This window comes from Pedobacter folensis, from assembly GCF_056490665.1.
Genome location: NZ_JBWJIF010000003.1, coordinates 1,137,214 through 1,153,610 on the forward strand (window position 1 = coordinate 1,137,214; position 16,397 = coordinate 1,153,610).

At 41.8% G+C, this 16,397-nt stretch carries 12 protein-coding genes; 6 read left to right on the forward strand and 6 right to left on the reverse strand.

Annotated features, from left to right (window positions below; genetic code table 11):
- Positions 1-91 precede the first annotated feature (91 nt).
- The 5 genes from AC04QZ_RS19475 (at position 92) to AC04QZ_RS19495 (ending at position 7,613) form a co-directional block, all read left to right on the forward strand.
- Positions 92-2,242 (forward strand): glycoside hydrolase family 31 protein, encoded by a 2,151-nt coding sequence (locus tag AC04QZ_RS19475; protein WP_478359108.1) that lies wholly within the window; start codon positions 92-94, stop codon positions 2,240-2,242.
- Positions 2,243-2,341: 99 nt separating this feature from the next.
- On the forward strand, positions 2,342-3,538 hold the full coding sequence (locus tag AC04QZ_RS19480; RefSeq protein ID WP_478359154.1) for a glycoside hydrolase family 88 protein: 1,197 nt from the start codon (positions 2,342-2,344) through the stop codon (positions 3,536-3,538).
- 34 nt (positions 3,539-3,572) lie between these two features.
- A complete protein-coding gene (locus AC04QZ_RS19485; RefSeq protein ID WP_478359109.1) occupies positions 3,573-4,913 on the forward strand; it encodes a polysaccharide lyase 6 family protein in 1,341 nt (446 codons plus the stop codon).
- 80 nt (positions 4,914-4,993) lie between these two features.
- Positions 4,994-6,430 (forward strand): alpha-L-fucosidase, encoded by a 1,437-nt coding sequence (locus AC04QZ_RS19490; protein ID WP_478359155.1) that lies wholly within the window; start codon positions 4,994-4,996, stop codon positions 6,428-6,430.
- 52 nt (positions 6,431-6,482) lie between these two features.
- Positions 6,483-7,613, forward strand: a complete 1,131-nt coding sequence (locus AC04QZ_RS19495; protein ID WP_478359110.1) for a glycoside hydrolase family 88/105 protein — start codon at positions 6,483-6,485, stop codon at positions 7,611-7,613.
- A gap of 41 nt (positions 7,614-7,654) precedes the next feature.
- Here the strand turns inward: AC04QZ_RS19495 and AC04QZ_RS19500 are convergent, their stop codons facing one another.
- Both AC04QZ_RS19500 and AC04QZ_RS19505 read right to left on the reverse strand, forming a co-directional pair.
- Positions 7,655-8,533, reverse strand: a complete 879-nt coding sequence (locus AC04QZ_RS19500) for an AraC family transcriptional regulator (protein ID WP_086545578.1) — start codon at positions 8,531-8,533, stop codon at positions 7,655-7,657.
- Positions 8,534-8,702: 169 nt separating this feature from the next.
- On the reverse strand, positions 8,703-8,882 hold the full coding sequence (locus AC04QZ_RS19505; RefSeq protein ID WP_086545579.1) for a hypothetical protein: 180 nt from the start codon (positions 8,880-8,882) through the stop codon (positions 8,703-8,705).
- Positions 8,883-9,090: 208 nt separating this feature from the next.
- On the opposite strand from AC04QZ_RS19505, the gene AC04QZ_RS19510 reads away from it, so the two are divergent.
- Positions 9,091-11,238 carry an alpha-N-acetylglucosaminidase gene (locus tag AC04QZ_RS19510; RefSeq protein WP_478359111.1) on the forward strand — a complete coding sequence of 716 codons (2,148 nt, stop codon included), beginning with the start codon at positions 9,091-9,093 and terminating at the stop codon, positions 11,236-11,238.
- Here AC04QZ_RS19510 and AC04QZ_RS19515 read toward each other — a convergent pair.
- The 4 genes from AC04QZ_RS19515 to AC04QZ_RS19530 are packed head-to-tail and all read right to left on the reverse strand — an operon-like array spanning position 11,180 to position 16,358.
- A complete protein-coding gene (locus tag AC04QZ_RS19515) occupies positions 11,180-11,722 on the reverse strand; it encodes a LacI family DNA-binding transcriptional regulator (RefSeq protein WP_086545581.1) in 543 nt (180 codons plus the stop codon). The two genes, AC04QZ_RS19510 and AC04QZ_RS19515, sit on opposite strands and share 59 nt — an antisense overlap.
- The gene (locus AC04QZ_RS19520; RefSeq protein WP_478359112.1) at positions 11,692-13,137 is read right to left on the reverse strand and encodes a right-handed parallel beta-helix repeat-containing protein; all 1,446 of its coding nucleotides are present in this window, start codon (positions 13,135-13,137) and stop codon (positions 11,692-11,694) included. Before AC04QZ_RS19520 ends, AC04QZ_RS19515 begins: the two co-directional genes overlap by 31 nt.
- A gap of 28 nt (positions 13,138-13,165) precedes the next feature.
- Positions 13,166-14,494, reverse strand: a complete 1,329-nt coding sequence (locus AC04QZ_RS19525; RefSeq protein ID WP_478359113.1) for an IPT/TIG domain-containing protein — start codon at positions 14,492-14,494, stop codon at positions 13,166-13,168.
- A 34-nt stretch (positions 14,495-14,528) separates the two neighbouring features.
- A complete protein-coding gene (locus tag AC04QZ_RS19530; RefSeq protein ID WP_086545584.1) occupies positions 14,529-16,358 on the reverse strand; it encodes a RagB/SusD family nutrient uptake outer membrane protein in 1,830 nt (609 codons plus the stop codon).
- Between the last annotated feature and the right edge of the window lie 39 nt (positions 16,359-16,397).

Genomic DNA, 16,397 nt, shown 5'->3' on the forward strand with positions numbered 1-16,397 from the left:
CTATGCCGGTTTGTTGTATTTTTACCTTCATCTTTAAAAGAATGTAGCCCCAGTTGAGTTCTAATTATTCGTATCTGTCCACAAAATCCTTATGAAATTATTCAGATTGCCATTTTTTGCCTTGCTTCTTCTTCACCTGCATTTTGGTTTGAAAGCCCAGGAAATAGCTTGGACGCAAATAGAGCCCGGAGTGTGGAAAGGTGTATTTGGTACTCCGGAAGCTTATGATCTTTTAAAAGCTTCGGGCGCTAAACCCAATCACGAATCATTAAGCAAATTAGGTCAGGCAACATTTCCTTTCTCTGAGCAGGCAATCAAAGCCCAGCTTAATGATGGCAAAACCTATTTAAGAATCCCGCTTGATAAAACGGAGCAGTTATATGGTTTTGGATTGAATTTTCAAACCATACATCAGCGGGGGAAGATTTTGGAACTGCACGTAGATCATTACGGTGGAAAGGATAATGGCAGAACACATGCCCCGGTTCCTTTTTATGTTTCATCTAAGGGGTATGGCGTTTTTATCAATTCGGCAAGGTACCTTAAAGTATGGGCCGGAACAGGTATGAGGAAAGACAGTAAAGATTTTCCCATACCAAAAGACAGAAATGCTGACAAAAGCTGGTCATCCCGCAACAATGGAGATGAAGTGGAGATTTTAGTTCCAGCGGCAGGCGTAGAAATTTACGTTTTTGCAGGGGCTAAACCGTTGGATGCCGTTAAAAGATATAATTTATTTAACGGCGGTGGTTATCTGCCGCCACGGTGGGGCCTTGGTTTTACACAAAGGGTAATGACACGTTCAACTGCTGCGGATGTAGAAAAAGAGGTCAATAGCTTTGAAGAAAAGGGATATCCATTAGATTTTGTAGGCCTTGAACCTGGTTGGCAAAGTAAAGCTTACCCAGGAACTTTTTCGTGGGATAAAAATAGGTTTGCCGAACCTGCTGGTTTTGTAAAAAATATGCTGGCCAAAGGGATCAGGTTAAATCTTTGGATTAACCCTTATGTTTCGCCAGATGCACCGTTTTATAAAGATATCAGGCCCTTAACCGCTTCACATACCGTTTGGTTGGGTGCTGTGCCAGATTTTAACCTGCCAAAAGCACGACAGCTTTTCTTTGGTCAATTGCAAAAAGATCAGGTAGCGATAGGGGTAAGTGGATATAAAATTGATGAGGTTGACGGATATGATTATTATTTATGGCCAGATGTTGCCACTTTTCCTTCAGGTACGAGTGCTGAGCAAATGCGCCAAACTTACGGGCTGCTAATGCAGCGCTACTCTGCTGATATCTTCAAAAACAGTAACAAACGTACCTATGGTTTGGTTAGGGCATCTAATGGCGGTGGAACTTCTTTTCCTTATGTACTTTATAACGATTATTATAACCATGAAGACTTTGTTACCGCTCTTATTAATAGTGGTTATGCCGGCGTACTGTGGACACCGGAGGTGAGGGCTTCTAAAACAGGAGAGGAGTGGTTGAGGAGGTTTCAATCGAATGTTTTCTCGCCTATGGCCATGATCAATGCCTGGGCAAGTGGCACCAAACCCTGGACTTATCCTGATGTAGAAAAACAGGTGAAGGAGTATGCTTTATTAAGGATGAGCATGATGCCTTATTGGTATAGCGAATCTGCAAAATACCATTTTGAAGGTATACCGCCTTTTAGGGGAATGAATTTAGAAGAAGGTTTTACACAGGAGGCAAAAATGGAGAAAAAAGCCAATGTTGATTTAGAAGAAAACCCCTATGCAGAAGCTACTTCCAGGGAGATTAAGGATCAGTACATGGCTGGCGAATATTTGCTTGTTGCGCCAATGTTTACCGGTCAGACTGAGCGAAAAGTGATTTTACCAAAAGGCAGGTGGTATGATTTTTATACCGGTGTTTTTGTCGGCGATGGACAGGTTATCACCGTAACCCCAGGTTTAGATAAAATACCTGTTTATGTTAAAGATGGTGGAATAATCCCATTGATGCCGGCCTTACTCCACTCACCCAAATTAGGCGCGAAAGTAGATCTCGAAATTCGCCACTATGGCCAAAAAGCCAGTGAATATTATTTATATGATGATGATGGAGAAACTTTTGAATTTGAAAGAGGCGCGTTTACCTGGAGGAAAATTAAGGTAGAGCGACTTAAAAACGGCCAGTTAAAAGGAAGTATCTCTATGGCAGAGAAAGGAAAGCCAAATACCATTGGTAAAGTAAGTTTCACCTTTATGACCAGGTAATATGAAATTGATAATCGAAATTTTCATTGCTTCCGGACCATTTTTTAAAAGCGGGTTGATGAAACTCCCGGAAATTCAATTAATCCCTATAAACCCATGATGATGATCAAAATTAGATACCTTATTCCAGCAATTATTTTATTGTTCCTGCAAACAGCTGCTTTTGCGCAGGATATAAATGTTAAAAAAGCCTTTCAACAGGCTGCTGTCCAAACCCAATTGATGTTGCAGGAAATAAAAAAATCGAACGACCCAACTAAACCGGAACTAATTTCTCCACGAACATTAGATCATGGGGTACTTAAACTCGTTGCCAGCAGAGATTGGACAAGCGGGTTTTTTCCGGGTGTATTATGGTATCTGGATGACTATTATAAAACCGATCAATGGAAAACCGAAGCAAGAGCGTTTACTACACCTATAGAAAACGAAAAGAATAACGCTACTACCCACGATATGGGTTTTAAAGTTTTTTGTAGCGTAGGCAATGCATTCCGTTTAACAGGAAATGCACACGATAAAGAGGTTATTATAGCAGCTGCAAAGACCTTGTCAACCCGATTTAACAATAAGACAGGGACGATCCTATCCTGGGACCATAGCCGGGATAAATGGGTAAACCCGGTAATTATCGATAACATGATGAACCTGGAACTGTTATTCGAAGCCACTAAATTAACAGGCGATTCATCCTTCCATAAAATTGCAGTAAGCCATGCCAATACTACCATGAAAAATCATTTTCGTGAAGATTTTAGCTCCTATCATGTGGTCGATTATGATCCTAAAACTGGCGGCGTAATTAAGAAAACTACTCATCAGGGCTATCGTAATTCATCTGCCTGGGCCCGCGGGCAGGCATGGGGCTTGTATGGTTATACCTTATGTTACCGGTACACTAAAAATCCCGCTTATCTAAAACAGGCAGAAAATATTGCAAAGTTTATCTTCACTCATCCGAATATGCCAAAAGATCTGGTGCCTTATTGGGATTTTGACGCGCCCCACATTCCAAATGAACCAAGAGACGCATCAGCTGCAGCTGTTATTGCTTCCGGTTTATATGAATTAAGCAGGTACAGCAAGAACAAAACGGATTATTATCAAAAGGCAAACCAGATTTTGAAAAGTTTAAGTACAACTTATGCTGCGCCAGCAGGAACTGTTAAAGGCTTTATTTTATTGCATAGTACAGGTTCAAAACCATCAGATAGTGAGGTTGATGTACCATTGAGTTATGCCGATTATTATTATTTAGAAGCGCTGCTGCGGTATAAAAACTATAAAAAGCAGTAGGACGCTGATTTAAAGCATATAAATAACCAAATATATGAGACTGAATTTTTATTTAACAGGTATCCTGATAGTTTGTTCGATCTATGGATCTGCAAAAGATTATAAAATAAGCGCTGCTACTGAGTTGGCTGCTTTAAACCTGTTGCCAGGAGATAACGTAATTCTTAAAAATGGCGAATGGAAAAATCAACAACTGGTATTTAAAGGTAATGGTACACGCTCAAAACCCATCACCTTTGTAGCAGAGACTGGCGGAAACGTGGTCTTTACGGGAACAGCTTCACTAAGAATTGAGGGAACCTGGTTAATTGCAGATGGAATGTCGTTTAAGGATGGTTTTACAAAAGGTGAAAATGTGATCACATTTTCCGAAAAATCTGCTAATTGCCGTTTAACAAATTCGTCGGTTATAGGTTATAATCCACCTGATCAGGCTACGGAATATACATTTACCTCACTTTATGGCGATCATAACCGGGTAGATCATTGTTATTTTGAAGGTAAAACCAATCAGGCGCCCACCTTAGTCGTATGGCTTTCAGACCAGCCTAACTACCATCAGATAGACCATAATTATTTTGGTCCACGACCAGATATCGGCGGAAATGGGGGCGAAACCATCCGGATTGGCACAAGCACCTGGTCTATGTATGATTCATTCACAAAAGTTGATGCAAACATTTTCGCGCACTGCAACGGAGAAACTGAGATTGTCTCTGTTAAATCATGCAGGAATACCATATCTAATAATTTATTTTTCGAAAGCGTGGGTACTTTGACCTTGCGCCATGGTAATTACAATGAAGTGTCCGGGAATATTTTCATCGGAAACAAAATTGAAAATACTGGTGGTATCCGGGTAATCGGCGAACATCACAAAGTATACAATAATTATCTGCAAGGTTTAACCGGTACCGGTTTGCGAGCTGCAATATCGGTAATGGATGGACTGCCGAATCCGATTTTGGTAAGCCATTGGCAGGTGAAATATGCAGATATTACGTCCAATACAATTGTAGACTGCAAAGAGGCTTTTTCACTTGGTGCAGGCAAAAATGCTGACCGGATATTGCCTCCGCAGAAAGTGGTGATTACCAATAATCTGGTAAAAGCAGATACTCATCCGGTAAGCTGGGTTGACAAAAATGCTGATGTGATTTTTAACGGAAATGTGTTGGTTGCCACTTCAACTCCACAAAATCTTGATAAGGGTTTTAGTGTTAGCGATGCAAAATTCGAAAAACAGGAAGGTATCTGGAACATAAAACAGCAAAAAGCCGGAGCAAGGGTAAATCATGACCAACTTTCAATACTAAAGGCAAAAAATATTGGCCCCAATTGGTTTAAACCAATACAAACAATGGTAGTTAAATAAACTAAATAATAACCAATTTTTGGTGATTGTATGCTTAAAAACAAAGGGTTATAATTTCAATTTCTTAATAAAATAATATGATGAAGAAACTTAGTTGTCTGCTTTTGATATTTACTTTTTCAGTTGCTATTGTAAAATCTCAACAGCAGGTATCGCAAAACGACAAAATGGGATGGTGGCGGGAAGCCCGTTTTGGTATGTTCATCCATTTTGGGGTATATGCCCAGTTGGCAGGCGAATATAACGGACACCAACAGGCCAGAGGTGGTGCAGAATGGATTATGAACAGAATGAAAGTACCGGTAGCAGAATATAAAGCAATAGCAGAAAAATTTAATCCTGTAAAATTCGATGCCGATTTATGGGTTAAAATGGCCAAAGATGCTGGAATGAAGTATCTGATCATTACGGCCAAACACCACGATGGCTTTGCGCTGTTTGATTCGAAAGCAAGCGATTGGGACATTGTTGATGCCACACCCTACAAAAAGGATTTGTTAAAACCTCTTGCCGCTGCCTGTAAAAAATATGGCATCAGATTAGGTTTTTATTACTCTCAGGCACAAGACTGGGGTAATGCTGGCGGTTCGGTAGCCAGAAAGTTAATGGCCGAAGGCTGGCCGAATCCCGATAGCACTAAAATTAACCGTTATACCCAGGAACATAAAGGACACTGGGATCCGGCGCAGGAAACATCGTCTTTTGCGCAATATATCGATCGGGTTGCTGTGCCTCAGGTAAAAGAGCTGATGACCAATTATGGTGATATTGCGGTATTGTGGTGGGATACCCCAACCAACATGACAGATGAGGCTGCCTTAAAGTTACAGGAGCAGTTAAAATTACAGCCCAACATCATTACAAACGATAGGTTAAAACGACCAAACTTCCCGGGAGATACCAAAACACCTGAACAGAAAATCCCAAATTTAAGTGAGCTGGACGGTAAAGACTGGGAAACCTGTATGACCATGAACGGTACATGGGGATTCAGGAATTCGGATACCAACTGGAAATCATCGGCTACTTTGATTCGTAATTTGGTAGATATCGCTTCAAAAGGCGGGAACTATCTATTAAATGTCGGGCCAAAACCAGATGGGTCTTTCCCAGAGGCAAGTGTAGAACGGTTAAAAGACCTGGGCGCCTGGATGAAGATATACAGTGAGGCAATATATGCTACACAAGCCAGTCCTATCCAGTCGCAAACCTGGGGTAGGGTAACCAGAAAGGATCTGGCTAACGGAAATACCACCTTGTATTTTTCTGTTTTCGAGTGGCCGGCAAACGGAGAACTGATGGTGAAAGGTATATCACGCGAGTTGATATCAGCCCGGTTGCTGAACAATGGCGGTAAAGTAACCTGGAAAAAAGAAGCAGATCAGGTAACGCTGAAATTACCACCCGGTGCACCCAATCAGGTAGCCAGTGTGATCAAAGTAGAAGTAAAAGGCAAAATGCAGACCTGGCTTGAAGGATCTGGCAAGGAGAAAATGAAAACAGGAGCCATAGATTAGGCAGGCTTTATAAGTCGTTTAGATTGGTTTACTAATCAAATTGAACATGCATATGAAAAAAAATATTATCGTAATCCTGGGATTATTATTTGCTTTTCCCACCATCAGTTTACCGCAGTCAGCAGATTTAAAAAAATGGCCTAAAGGTGTTTCACCAGAAGAAGTAGGTAGTAGAGTTGCGGTCAGGTTTGTAGCTACTCCGCATACCAATTTTAATAAACCAACCCCACCCAGGGTAATTACTTACGCAGAAAGCTGTGCCTGGTACGGTGCACTAAAATTTGCCAAAGCATCGGCAAACAGTAGCCTGAAAAATGAGCTGATCAAAAGATTTGAACCCATGTTCGCTCAGGAAGCCAGTATGATTCCCCCGGTAACAAATGTAGATTATGCCGTTTTTGGAGCTGTGCCCCTTCAGCTCTTTATACAAACAGGTGATAAAAAATATCAGGAAATGGGGCAAGCTATTGCCGATAAACAATGGGCAGCACCAGATTCAGGTGTGAAGGTTAACCCGGACCAGCTGGCCGCTTTTAAAAGTGGCTATACATGGCATACACGGATGTGGATAGACGATATGTTTATGATAACCGCTTTACAGGCCCAGGCCTATAGGGTGACCAAAGATGACAAATATATCAATAGGGCAGCAAAGGAAATGGTATTGTACCTGGATTCACTTCAGCGGCCAAACGGCCTGTTTTATCATGCACCAGATGTTCCTTTCTTTTGGGCAAGAGGCAATGGATGGATGGCAGCCGGCATGGCCGAAATATTAACCTCCCTGCCCGCTAACAACCCCGATCGATCACGGATTTTGAAAGGTTATCAAATAATGATGGCTTCTTTGTTAAAATACCAGGCACCTTCTGGTTTGTGGCGGCAATTGATAGATGAACCCCTATCCTGGGAGGAAAGTTCATCAACAGGTATGTTTGCCTATGCCATGGTGGTAGGAGTGAAAAAAGGTTGGTTGGCTAAAGAAAAATATGCTCCGGCGGCAAGAAAAGCCTGGATAGGGCTGGTATCTTATCTCGATGAAAATGCCAATGTGAAAGAAGTATGTGAGGGTACTAATAAGAAAAACGATAAACAATATTACCTGGACAGAAAAAGGGTAACCGGTGATCTGCATGGACAGGCACCCATTTTATGGACAGCTACAGCATTAATAGAACAATAGTTTTTAATTTGAACCATTCAGTTATCGCCAGTGTAAATTGGTCAATTTGTACCTTGTGAAATAAATTCTCGCTGATAGCTTAGCGGGCTTTTTCCTGTAGTAATTTTGAAATATTTATGGAAACTGGCCATGTTGTTAAATCCGCTTTCATAACACAATTGTTTGATATTGAGTTTGTTCTCTATCAATAACCGGCAGGCATGGCCAACCTTTATTTCGGTTAAAAACCGTGAATATGTTTTGCCCGTTTTAGATTTAAAGTACCTGCAAAATGAATTTGGACTGATGACGGCTACACTTGCAATTTCTTCCAGATGTATTTTCCGCCTGAAATTTTCTAGTGTGAAATTGTATATAGCATTAATTTTTATATTGGAGGTTTCATCATAATCCTGCTTAAAACCGATGGAAGAAAGTTTAACGGTTTGGTTGCAGTTAGCAATCAGGTTGAGCGCTTCCATTAACAATATGATGCGGGAAGCCCCGTCTGATTCCAGCATCCTTTCAAGCAGGCCAGCTACTTTTACCTTAATTTTGCCATTCACTTGCAAGCCCCTTCTGCTGTTTTCCAATAAAGACTTAATGGCCTTGTTTTCGGGCAGGTTCAGGAATTGATCTCCCCAAAAATTTTCGCTAAAATGCGCCACCCTAACATCAGCCTGTACGTTAGATTGATCTTTGAAATAACAATCATCAAATCTCCAGTAATGGGCAAGATGAGGGCCAACCAGCACAATATCCCCTGATCTAAAGCTTTTGATATTGTCGCCAATAAATTGTGTGCCTACGCCTTTTTTTAGATGGATGAGTTCAATCTCCGGATGATAATGCCATTTGTTGTTCATGTAAGGAACCAGGTCTCTCCTCACGCTAAAAGACTGCGTAGGTGTAGTTGAAACTTTTAGTAATTGCGGTTTCATATCTGATTAGGTTTATATTCGGTCTATTAATATACCACAGAATTAGATATCGTTTTGTGGTTATGCCAATATTGTTGAGTCATTGGGTAATATTTTCCTGTTAGAAGATCTTATTCTTTTCGTTGTAATAATAAAGGACTCAATCTCATCAGGAAATTACATTTATCCATTATGGCCCATTAAATAATTTTTCGGCCAGATAGGGGCTGAAATCCTTAATTCTGCTCGTTTCCATATCCTGTCGCGGCCATACTTTTATGCCGCTAACCGTTCCCTTTTGTGCCCAAACCAATAGCGGACAGGCTGCAGATAGGATGTAAAATAATAAACCAATTAGCTGCTTTTTCATAATGGAATGATGTTAAAACACAAACATTTAGGGCAATGCTAATCAAAAAAAGAATAAATAAAATATGGAAAAATAGCACAATCGATTGCGGCATACGGAACAATCGATTGTGCTATTTTTAGGGCCTTCCAGGCCATATTCCGCTTAGCTTTTTACTATTTATTTTATTTAGTTTCGGTCTTTTTGAAATTGAAAACCGAATAATTTTATGCGAAAATTTACCTGTTTACTTTTATTTTTAGTCCCTTTAAATCTTTTGGGGCAGCCGTTTAAGTCGGTACAGGAGCTGATCAAGCGGCGTACACCATGGTTGACAAACCAAGTGGTTTTTAAACAATTGCAAAGTGGTCAGAAAGATGCGTTTGAGTTGAAGAGTATCGGGAAGAAACTAATGATTAGTGCTTCCGGCGCCAATGCTGCCGCAGTTGGATTGAACTGGTATCTGAAATACTATTGTAATCGCTCCATGTCGCACATGGGTGATAACCTTTCGGCAGTATATCCAATTCCACAGGTACAGAAGCAAGTTCGCGTTGAAGCTCCTGCCAAATACCGTTATGCTTTAAACTATTGTACGTATAACTATACCATGAGCTTTTACGACTGGAAAGATTGGGAGCATGAGCTGGACTGGATGGCTTTAAATGGCGTTAACCTGATGCTCACCGTAAATGGCATGGAAGCCGTATGGCAGAATACACTGAAGCAGATCGGCTATTCTGATCAGGAGATTAACGATTTTTTAGTTGGACCGGCTTATACCGCCTGGTGGCTGATGGGAAACATTCAGGGGTGGGGAGGCCCGATGCCTCAAAGTCAGATCGATGGTCGTAAAGCTTTACAGCAAAAAATGATGGCCAGGATGAAAGAACTGGGCATAGCGCCAGTATTACAAGGGTTTTATGGAATGGTTCCTGCATCTTTGAAAGATAAGGGTAAAGCGCAAATTATTGACCAAAAAACCTGGGGTGCATTTAAACGACCAGATATTTTAGTTCCTGACCGGGCTGACTTCACCAGAATAGCAGGTATATATTATGCTGAACTTCGGAAAGCATATGGAAAAGACATCCGCTTTTTTGCAGGTGATCCTTTTCATGAAGGTGGAATCACCGAGGGCATAGACTTGAAGGCAGCAGGCAAATCTATTCAAATGGAGATGCAAAAGAGTTTTCCCGGATCAATATGGGTTCTTCAAGGCTGGCAGGATAATCCCAAACAGCAAATGCTTGATGGCCTTGATAAGTCACATGTGCTGGTACAGGAGCTGTTTGGCGAATTCACCAACAACTGGGAGAAAAGGAAGGGTTACGACGCTACGCCATTTATTTGGAGTGTGGTAAACAATTTTGGCGAAAGACCAGGGCTGTACGGGAAACTGCAACGCTTTGCAGACGAAGTAGACAGGATCAGAAAAGGCCCGTACAAGGATGTTTTAAGCGGAGTAGGGATTATGCCGGAGGGGCTCAATAATAATCCGCCGGTATACGACCTGATGTTGGAGCTGGGCTGGCGAAATGACCATGTGGAGGTTAAAGACTGGTTGAGCGGTTATACTAAATACCGCTATGGAAACTCAAACCCTCATATTGATAAAGCCTGGCAGGGTTTTCTCGAAACCATTTATCAAAGCATTCCGGGTTATCAGGAAGGGGCTAGTGAATCGGTTTTTTGCATCCGTCCGGCACTTGATACGAAGGCTGTTTCTCATTGGGGCACCCGGGTGAGAACCTATGATCTTATAAAATTTAAAGAAGCGGCGCAGGAATTCGCAAAAGCAGCACCAGAGTTTAAAAAATCTGATACTTACCAGATTGATCTGATCAATATTTTAAGACAGGTATTGGCCAATGATGGTGAGCAGGTTTTTCAGGCGATGATTAAGGCTTACCAGGAGAAAAACACGGAGCAGTTTACCAAAGTATCCGCTCAGTTTCTTGACATGATCCGTTTAACCGACGATCTGTTATCTGCACACCCTTATTACCGGTTGAATACTTACAAAACCCAGGCTTTAAGTTTGGGAAAAACAAAGGAAGAGAAAAAGCTGAACCTCCAAAACGCAATGATGCTGATCACTTATTGGGGCGAAAACAACCCGGCAGAAGATAACCTGCATGATTATGCATATAAGGAATGGGGAGGCTTAATGAAGGATTATTACCTGGTTAGGTGGGAGATGTATATCGAATATTTACAGCAAGAGCTCCAGGGCAAGAACATGCAAGCTCCCAAATTTTTTGATTGGGAGCGTGCATGGGTAACGCAAAATATGGAACTCAAAGCAGAGGGGAAGGTTAAGCCTCTATCTGAGGTAGTTGCTGAAGTTCTAAAATTGAAAACAGTTGCTCAATAACCTGATGAGGCTGATCACTTATGATATTCCTGTTGTCTAAAATAACAACAGGAATATTGTACCTTTTTAACTGTTCAATCTGCTTTAAAGGTGTTCTGGGTTTGCTCAGGGCAATCAGAATACCGTCAACCCTCACATTCATCATGTTTTCGAGGATTTGTCTTTCCTGCTCGGGTTTTTTGAATGACTGACCAAATATCACATTGTAATTTTTGTTATGGGAAAAGCGCTCAATTTTACTCAGGATAGAACAGTAAAAAGGTTCAGCAATATCCGGAAGCACAACACCTACGGTAAAGGTTTTTCCCTGTTTCAGGAATATGGCATTCTGATTAGGATGATAGTTTAACTCCTCGGCAATTTTATTGACCCTCATAGTAGTAACAAGTCCGATGCTTGGATGCCCTCTGAGGGCTCTGGATACTGTTGAAGGATTTATCTTTAGCCTTCTGGCTATATCTTTGATGGTAGGGATCTTTTCCATTTTTTTAATAGGTTAGCGTAAAACTTTGAACTGACGATTTTTAAGGTAGAATTGGCATCCTGACCGCTTGATTTTTTCCAGACCTGGAAATCTGTGATTGGACTACCATTGGTACTGTTCCAGATCCATTGCGATTTTTCCATGCTAAAATAGCGGTTATGGTCAATGAGGTTATCACTTCCGCTTGAGGTATACTTATGGACAAGAACATCTGCAGGTCCTGCATAAATACGGTTGTATTTGATCACATTACTATCGCAGTGTTCTGTCAGTCTGATTTCTCCTTCTATTTCTCCGAATGCACCTAACACGCGGTTGTTCTGAAATAGAGAATTGTTCATTATGCTGCAGTTTTTAGTGCCCGAGATGGTGTAATTTAAATAATCACCCAGATAAATACCGGCACGGTAACAGTTGTAAACCAGGTTGTTCCTTACGGTAGTGGTCCTTGTCGGATAGATATTGCTTTCGCTAACCAGGCCGATTCCTCTATCACTTTCGTAAACAATGTTCCTTTCAATCAGGGTATTGGCGCCTCCGCAAACATAGATGGAGATGGCACCATATCGATCAGCTCCCCATGTTTCAGGGGTTTTAGTCATGCTGTTGTGGTGGAAAATATTATCGCTGATGACCCCGTTTCGGGCATAATTGGTTGCTATAGCTCCCTTCGGATTGAGGCCGTCGCCACCAGCAACAATAACACCAATGTTCTCGGTATCATACACTTTATTATTCCTGAAAATGAAGCCATCTATATTACCTGCGAGGGTTACATTTTCGCTGGTTCCGGTTTGCGTATCATGAACGGTACAACCGGTAATCGACAGGTTTGAAATGGGGGTATCATTGCTCCCAATCACGAGTATGGCATGTCCACTTCTGCCCTGGGCAAGCGTAGTGGTGTTTTTAATGTTGTAAATGTTGCAGTTTTTAACAGCAATGTGCTGCCCGCTGCCGTAAATGGCAATACCCTGGGGATCTGTATTAACCATAGCACTATGCAGGTTGCAAATGTCAAAACCATCAATGCTTACCCAGCTCATGTTGTTAAGCGTAACTAACGCCTGCCATCCGGTAACTTCGATTTTGCTGCCATCAATCACAGGTTTTTCTTTCGGGTAATTTTGAAGGCTGATGGTTTTGCCTGGCTTGCCTGATTTGGGGAATTTTACCTGCTGATGGTAAGTTCCACCCCGCACCACTACCTGATCTCCTGGCTCAGCTTTACTTAGTGCTGCATTAATGGTTTGAAATGGTGCGCTGATACTTCCTATATTCGTATCCGAGCCGTTAACGGATACGTAATATTTGTGCGCGTTATTTTTAATTTGAAATGTAGCCGCAAATGTTTTACCAGCACAGACCAGGGCCTGTGCTAGTAAAAATAGGCCTAAAAAACAGTAAAATTTCATGTATTATTGAAATTAGGACTTGATTAAATTATTCTGAAACGATCTTTCTGATCCTGTTGTTGTTTTTGTCGATTACATAGACCGTCCCGTTTTTGTCTACAGCAACTCCGCCAGGTGCACTGAAGGAAGCCTGTTGTCCAAATCCGTCCGTGTAGCCTGCCACGTTGCTTCCTGCAAATGTGCTCACCTGGTAGGTATTTGCCTGGATTAAGCGGATACTTTGATCAGGATTGCTGGTGCTTCCACCACCGGTTCCGTTACCTGCCACATAAATATTATCGTTGCTATCTATGGCAATGCCCCATGGGTAAGCAAATTGCGCCGATTTGCCATCGCCGTTTAAATAACCTACTTTGTCTTGCTGCCCCGCAACAATGCTTCCCTGCCAGGTACCGGCATTGAATTTTCTAATCACCTGATCGCCATGCGCAGATACGAATAAATTACCTGCATGGTCAAATTTAATTCCGGCAGGATAATTAAGACCCGAAATGGTTTCCTTGGTGCTACCCTGGGCATCGATCTGATAAACGCTTCCCGGGCTCGAACAGCTCGCATAGTAGACTTTGCCACTGCTTTTGTCAAAAGCAACGCTCCATGGTGCCTGACTGCCAAAACCCCATGTCTTGGCCTGTCCATCAGGGGTGATCATTCTGATGTCCCAGTTGCCAGGGTCTACACAATATAGGTTGCCACTGCCATCAATCGCCAAGTCATAAGGCAAAGAGAAATTTGCGGCAGTGCCTTTACCATCTGCATAACCAGCAACTGCAGGATTACCTGCCAGGGTACTCACGTTTCCTTCGGGATCGATTTTACGGATACAATGATTACCTGGATCTGCTACATAGATATTGAGTTGATCGTCTACCACAATACCGGAACTTCTGTACCAATTTTGCCCTGAAAAGTTGAAAGAGGCATCTGTTCCTTTGCCATTGGCAAATCCTGCGTTACCAGAACCTGCAAGGGTTGTAACTGTTCGTGTATATTCATAATTAAAAATGGCCACACTTGAAGTTTCTTTATTTTCTATCTTCACTTTTATCGGACCTGATTTCGATTTTTTCGGCACTACTACCATGATCTGCGTCGCGCTGGCCCCAATTACTTTAAGCGACAGGTCATTTAAAGTCACAGCGATTTTGGAGAGATCAGAAGTGAAGTTAGTTCCGGTAATGAGTACCTCTGTGCCACCGCCACCTTTTTTTGGAATAAAATCTGAAATAGCGATTGGAGAAGACGGATTATAACCGTCGGTTTTATCTTTTTTGCAGCCTGCAATAAGGAGCAGGAAGCAGATCGTATAGCTTAACAAGCGCGAACGCTCTGCCGTTATATTGATGAATCTTTTCATGTAATTCTGATTTAAATACATTATGATGCTTTAATTACCAACCTGGGTTTTGTACCAGCGCCCTGTCACGGTCGAGCTGATATTGAGAAATAGGGAAGAGGTACATCTTGTTCTCCCAGGCTCTTTTTTGAAATAACGTGCGCTTGTAAAAACCGGTAAAACCAAATCCCAGCCCCCCGTCATCTTCATTTACATTCATGGTATAGATATTTTGATTTTCGGGAGCACCCAATTGTAGTCTTCTGATTAGCGTATAATACCTGTCGCCTTCGAAGCATAATTCTACCTGTCTTTCTTTGAGAATGTACTTTCTCATGAGTTCCTTATTTCCAACTGCATTAGGATATACAGTTTCAATTCCCGGCAGGCCAGCCCTGGTTCTAACCAGATTTAGCGTTTGCACAATCTCAGGATTCGAAGGATCATACTCATTTAAAGCTTCGGCATAATTGAGCAGAATCTCCGCATAGCGCATAATGATGAAGGGCCTGTAGTTGGTAGCATCCTGCCTGATGTTATCAGCCGGGCTGATGTTTTTTAGAAAATTATAACCCGTGATGTTATTGGTAATTCCGGTGGCTTTGGCGCCAGCTTTACCTGAATAATAAAATTCTACGCGACCGGTACCATCCACATTTCCGGCCGAAGAATAATAATTTTTGTCATCAACAGTAGGCGCAGGCAATACCGGACGGCCATTGTATTGGATATATGCATAAAAACGGGCTTCCCTGTTGGCATACATATTCCACTGTCCTTTTTTATGCCCCCAGCTCTGATCGCTGTTGTTTTCTGCAAAGCCGGTTTCGGTATATTGCGATAAAGGATCATCAATAGCGCGTCCATTGTTCATGTAAAAGGCATCCACTACATTTTGAGTGGCATTGTACAGATTGATTCCCCCCGGATTAGGTGAAGATGCTTTGGTGTATCCCCAATAGTTCCATGAATTTCTGGAAAACAGGATCTCGCTGTTCCAATTGGTGAGGAAAAGATCCCTTACTGAAAAATAAGGATCAAACCTGGTACCACCGTTATCCAGATTGGTGAATAACTTAAAAGCATTGAGGTTTATCACCGCTTTCGCAGCATCTGCGGCAATTTTCCATTTATTTGGATCAAATGATGTGGGAGCAAGTGCCTTTCCATCCTGATTTTTTAGCGAGCTGAATGCCGGGTTTCCGTTCCATAGTGGACTGGCTGCCCAAAGTGCAAGTTGTGATTTTACTGCCAGGCAGGTTCCCTTTGAAGGTCGGCCATAGTTACTGGAAGAAGCCCAGTTTACCGGCAGATCAACGGCTGCTTCATCCATTAATTGATTTACGTAGTCTTTGCATTCATCAAAAGTATTCCTGGGATATTTGTTGAAATCCTCATCAAGGGCTAGGGAACCCGTTAATTTTACCACCGGTCCGTATTGTTTGATCAATTGCCAGTAAAACCAGCCCCTTAAGAATTTTGATTCTGCTTTGTATTGCGTCTTTAAAGCTGAACTCAGCTGCGACTCAGGTACTCTTCCTACATTGGCTTCAAAAATAAAAGTTGACCGGATGCCGGTGTAATAAAGGTCCCAATGGTCATAATAGGCGTTTACAGGGCTCCAGTTCCCGGCAACCATTTGCCTGATATTTGTACCCGGGATAGAAACAGATGCTTCATCGCTAATGCCGATATGTGCAAAGTCGATTTCGAGCACTGCACCATAAATGTTATAGAGGTAGGATTCTGCATTTGCCCGGTTGCTCCAAAGGATATCTGAAGTAAGAAGGTTATCTGGCTTTTCGTCCAGGTGTTTACAGGCCGATAGGATACTTGTTAAAAACAATGTCCCTGCTGCTATCATGATTAAATATTTACTTTTCATCAGAATATTTTTTAATGCTTATAATTGATCAATATGTCT

What these genes read in the sequence shown, in the direction of transcription:
- AC04QZ_RS19475 (WP_478359108.1), top strand. Translation starts at nt 92, where the DNA reads ATGAAATTATTCAGATTGCCATTTTTTGCCTTGCTTCTTCTTCACCTG.
- AC04QZ_RS19480 (WP_478359154.1), top strand. Translation starts at nt 2,342, where the DNA reads ATGATGATCAAAATTAGATACCTTATTCCAGCAATTATTTTATTGTTC.
- AC04QZ_RS19485 (WP_478359109.1), top strand. Translation starts at nt 3,573, where the DNA reads ATGAGACTGAATTTTTATTTAACAGGTATCCTGATAGTTTGTTCGATC.
- AC04QZ_RS19490 (WP_478359155.1), top strand. Translation starts at nt 4,994, where the DNA reads ATGAAGAAACTTAGTTGTCTGCTTTTGATATTTACTTTTTCAGTTGCT.
- AC04QZ_RS19495 (WP_478359110.1), top strand. Translation starts at nt 6,483, where the DNA reads ATGAAAAAAAATATTATCGTAATCCTGGGATTATTATTTGCTTTTCCC.
- AC04QZ_RS19500 (WP_086545578.1), bottom strand. Translation starts at nt 8,533, where the DNA reads ATGAAACCGCAATTACTAAAAGTTTCAACTACACCTACGCAGTCTTTT.
- AC04QZ_RS19505 (WP_086545579.1), bottom strand. Translation starts at nt 8,882, where the DNA reads ATGAAAAAGCAGCTAATTGGTTTATTATTTTACATCCTATCTGCAGCC.
- AC04QZ_RS19510 (WP_478359111.1), top strand. Translation starts at nt 9,091, where the DNA reads ATGCGAAAATTTACCTGTTTACTTTTATTTTTAGTCCCTTTAAATCTT.
- AC04QZ_RS19515 (WP_086545581.1), bottom strand. Translation starts at nt 11,722, where the DNA reads ATGGAAAAGATCCCTACCATCAAAGATATAGCCAGAAGGCTAAAGATA.
- AC04QZ_RS19520 (WP_478359112.1), bottom strand. Translation starts at nt 13,137, where the DNA reads ATGAAATTTTACTGTTTTTTAGGCCTATTTTTACTAGCACAGGCCCTG.
- AC04QZ_RS19525 (WP_478359113.1), bottom strand. Translation starts at nt 14,494, where the DNA reads ATGAAAAGATTCATCAATATAACGGCAGAGCGTTCGCGCTTGTTAAGC.
- AC04QZ_RS19530 (WP_086545584.1), bottom strand. Translation starts at nt 16,358, where the DNA reads ATGAAAAGTAAATATTTAATCATGATAGCAGCAGGGACATTGTTTTTA.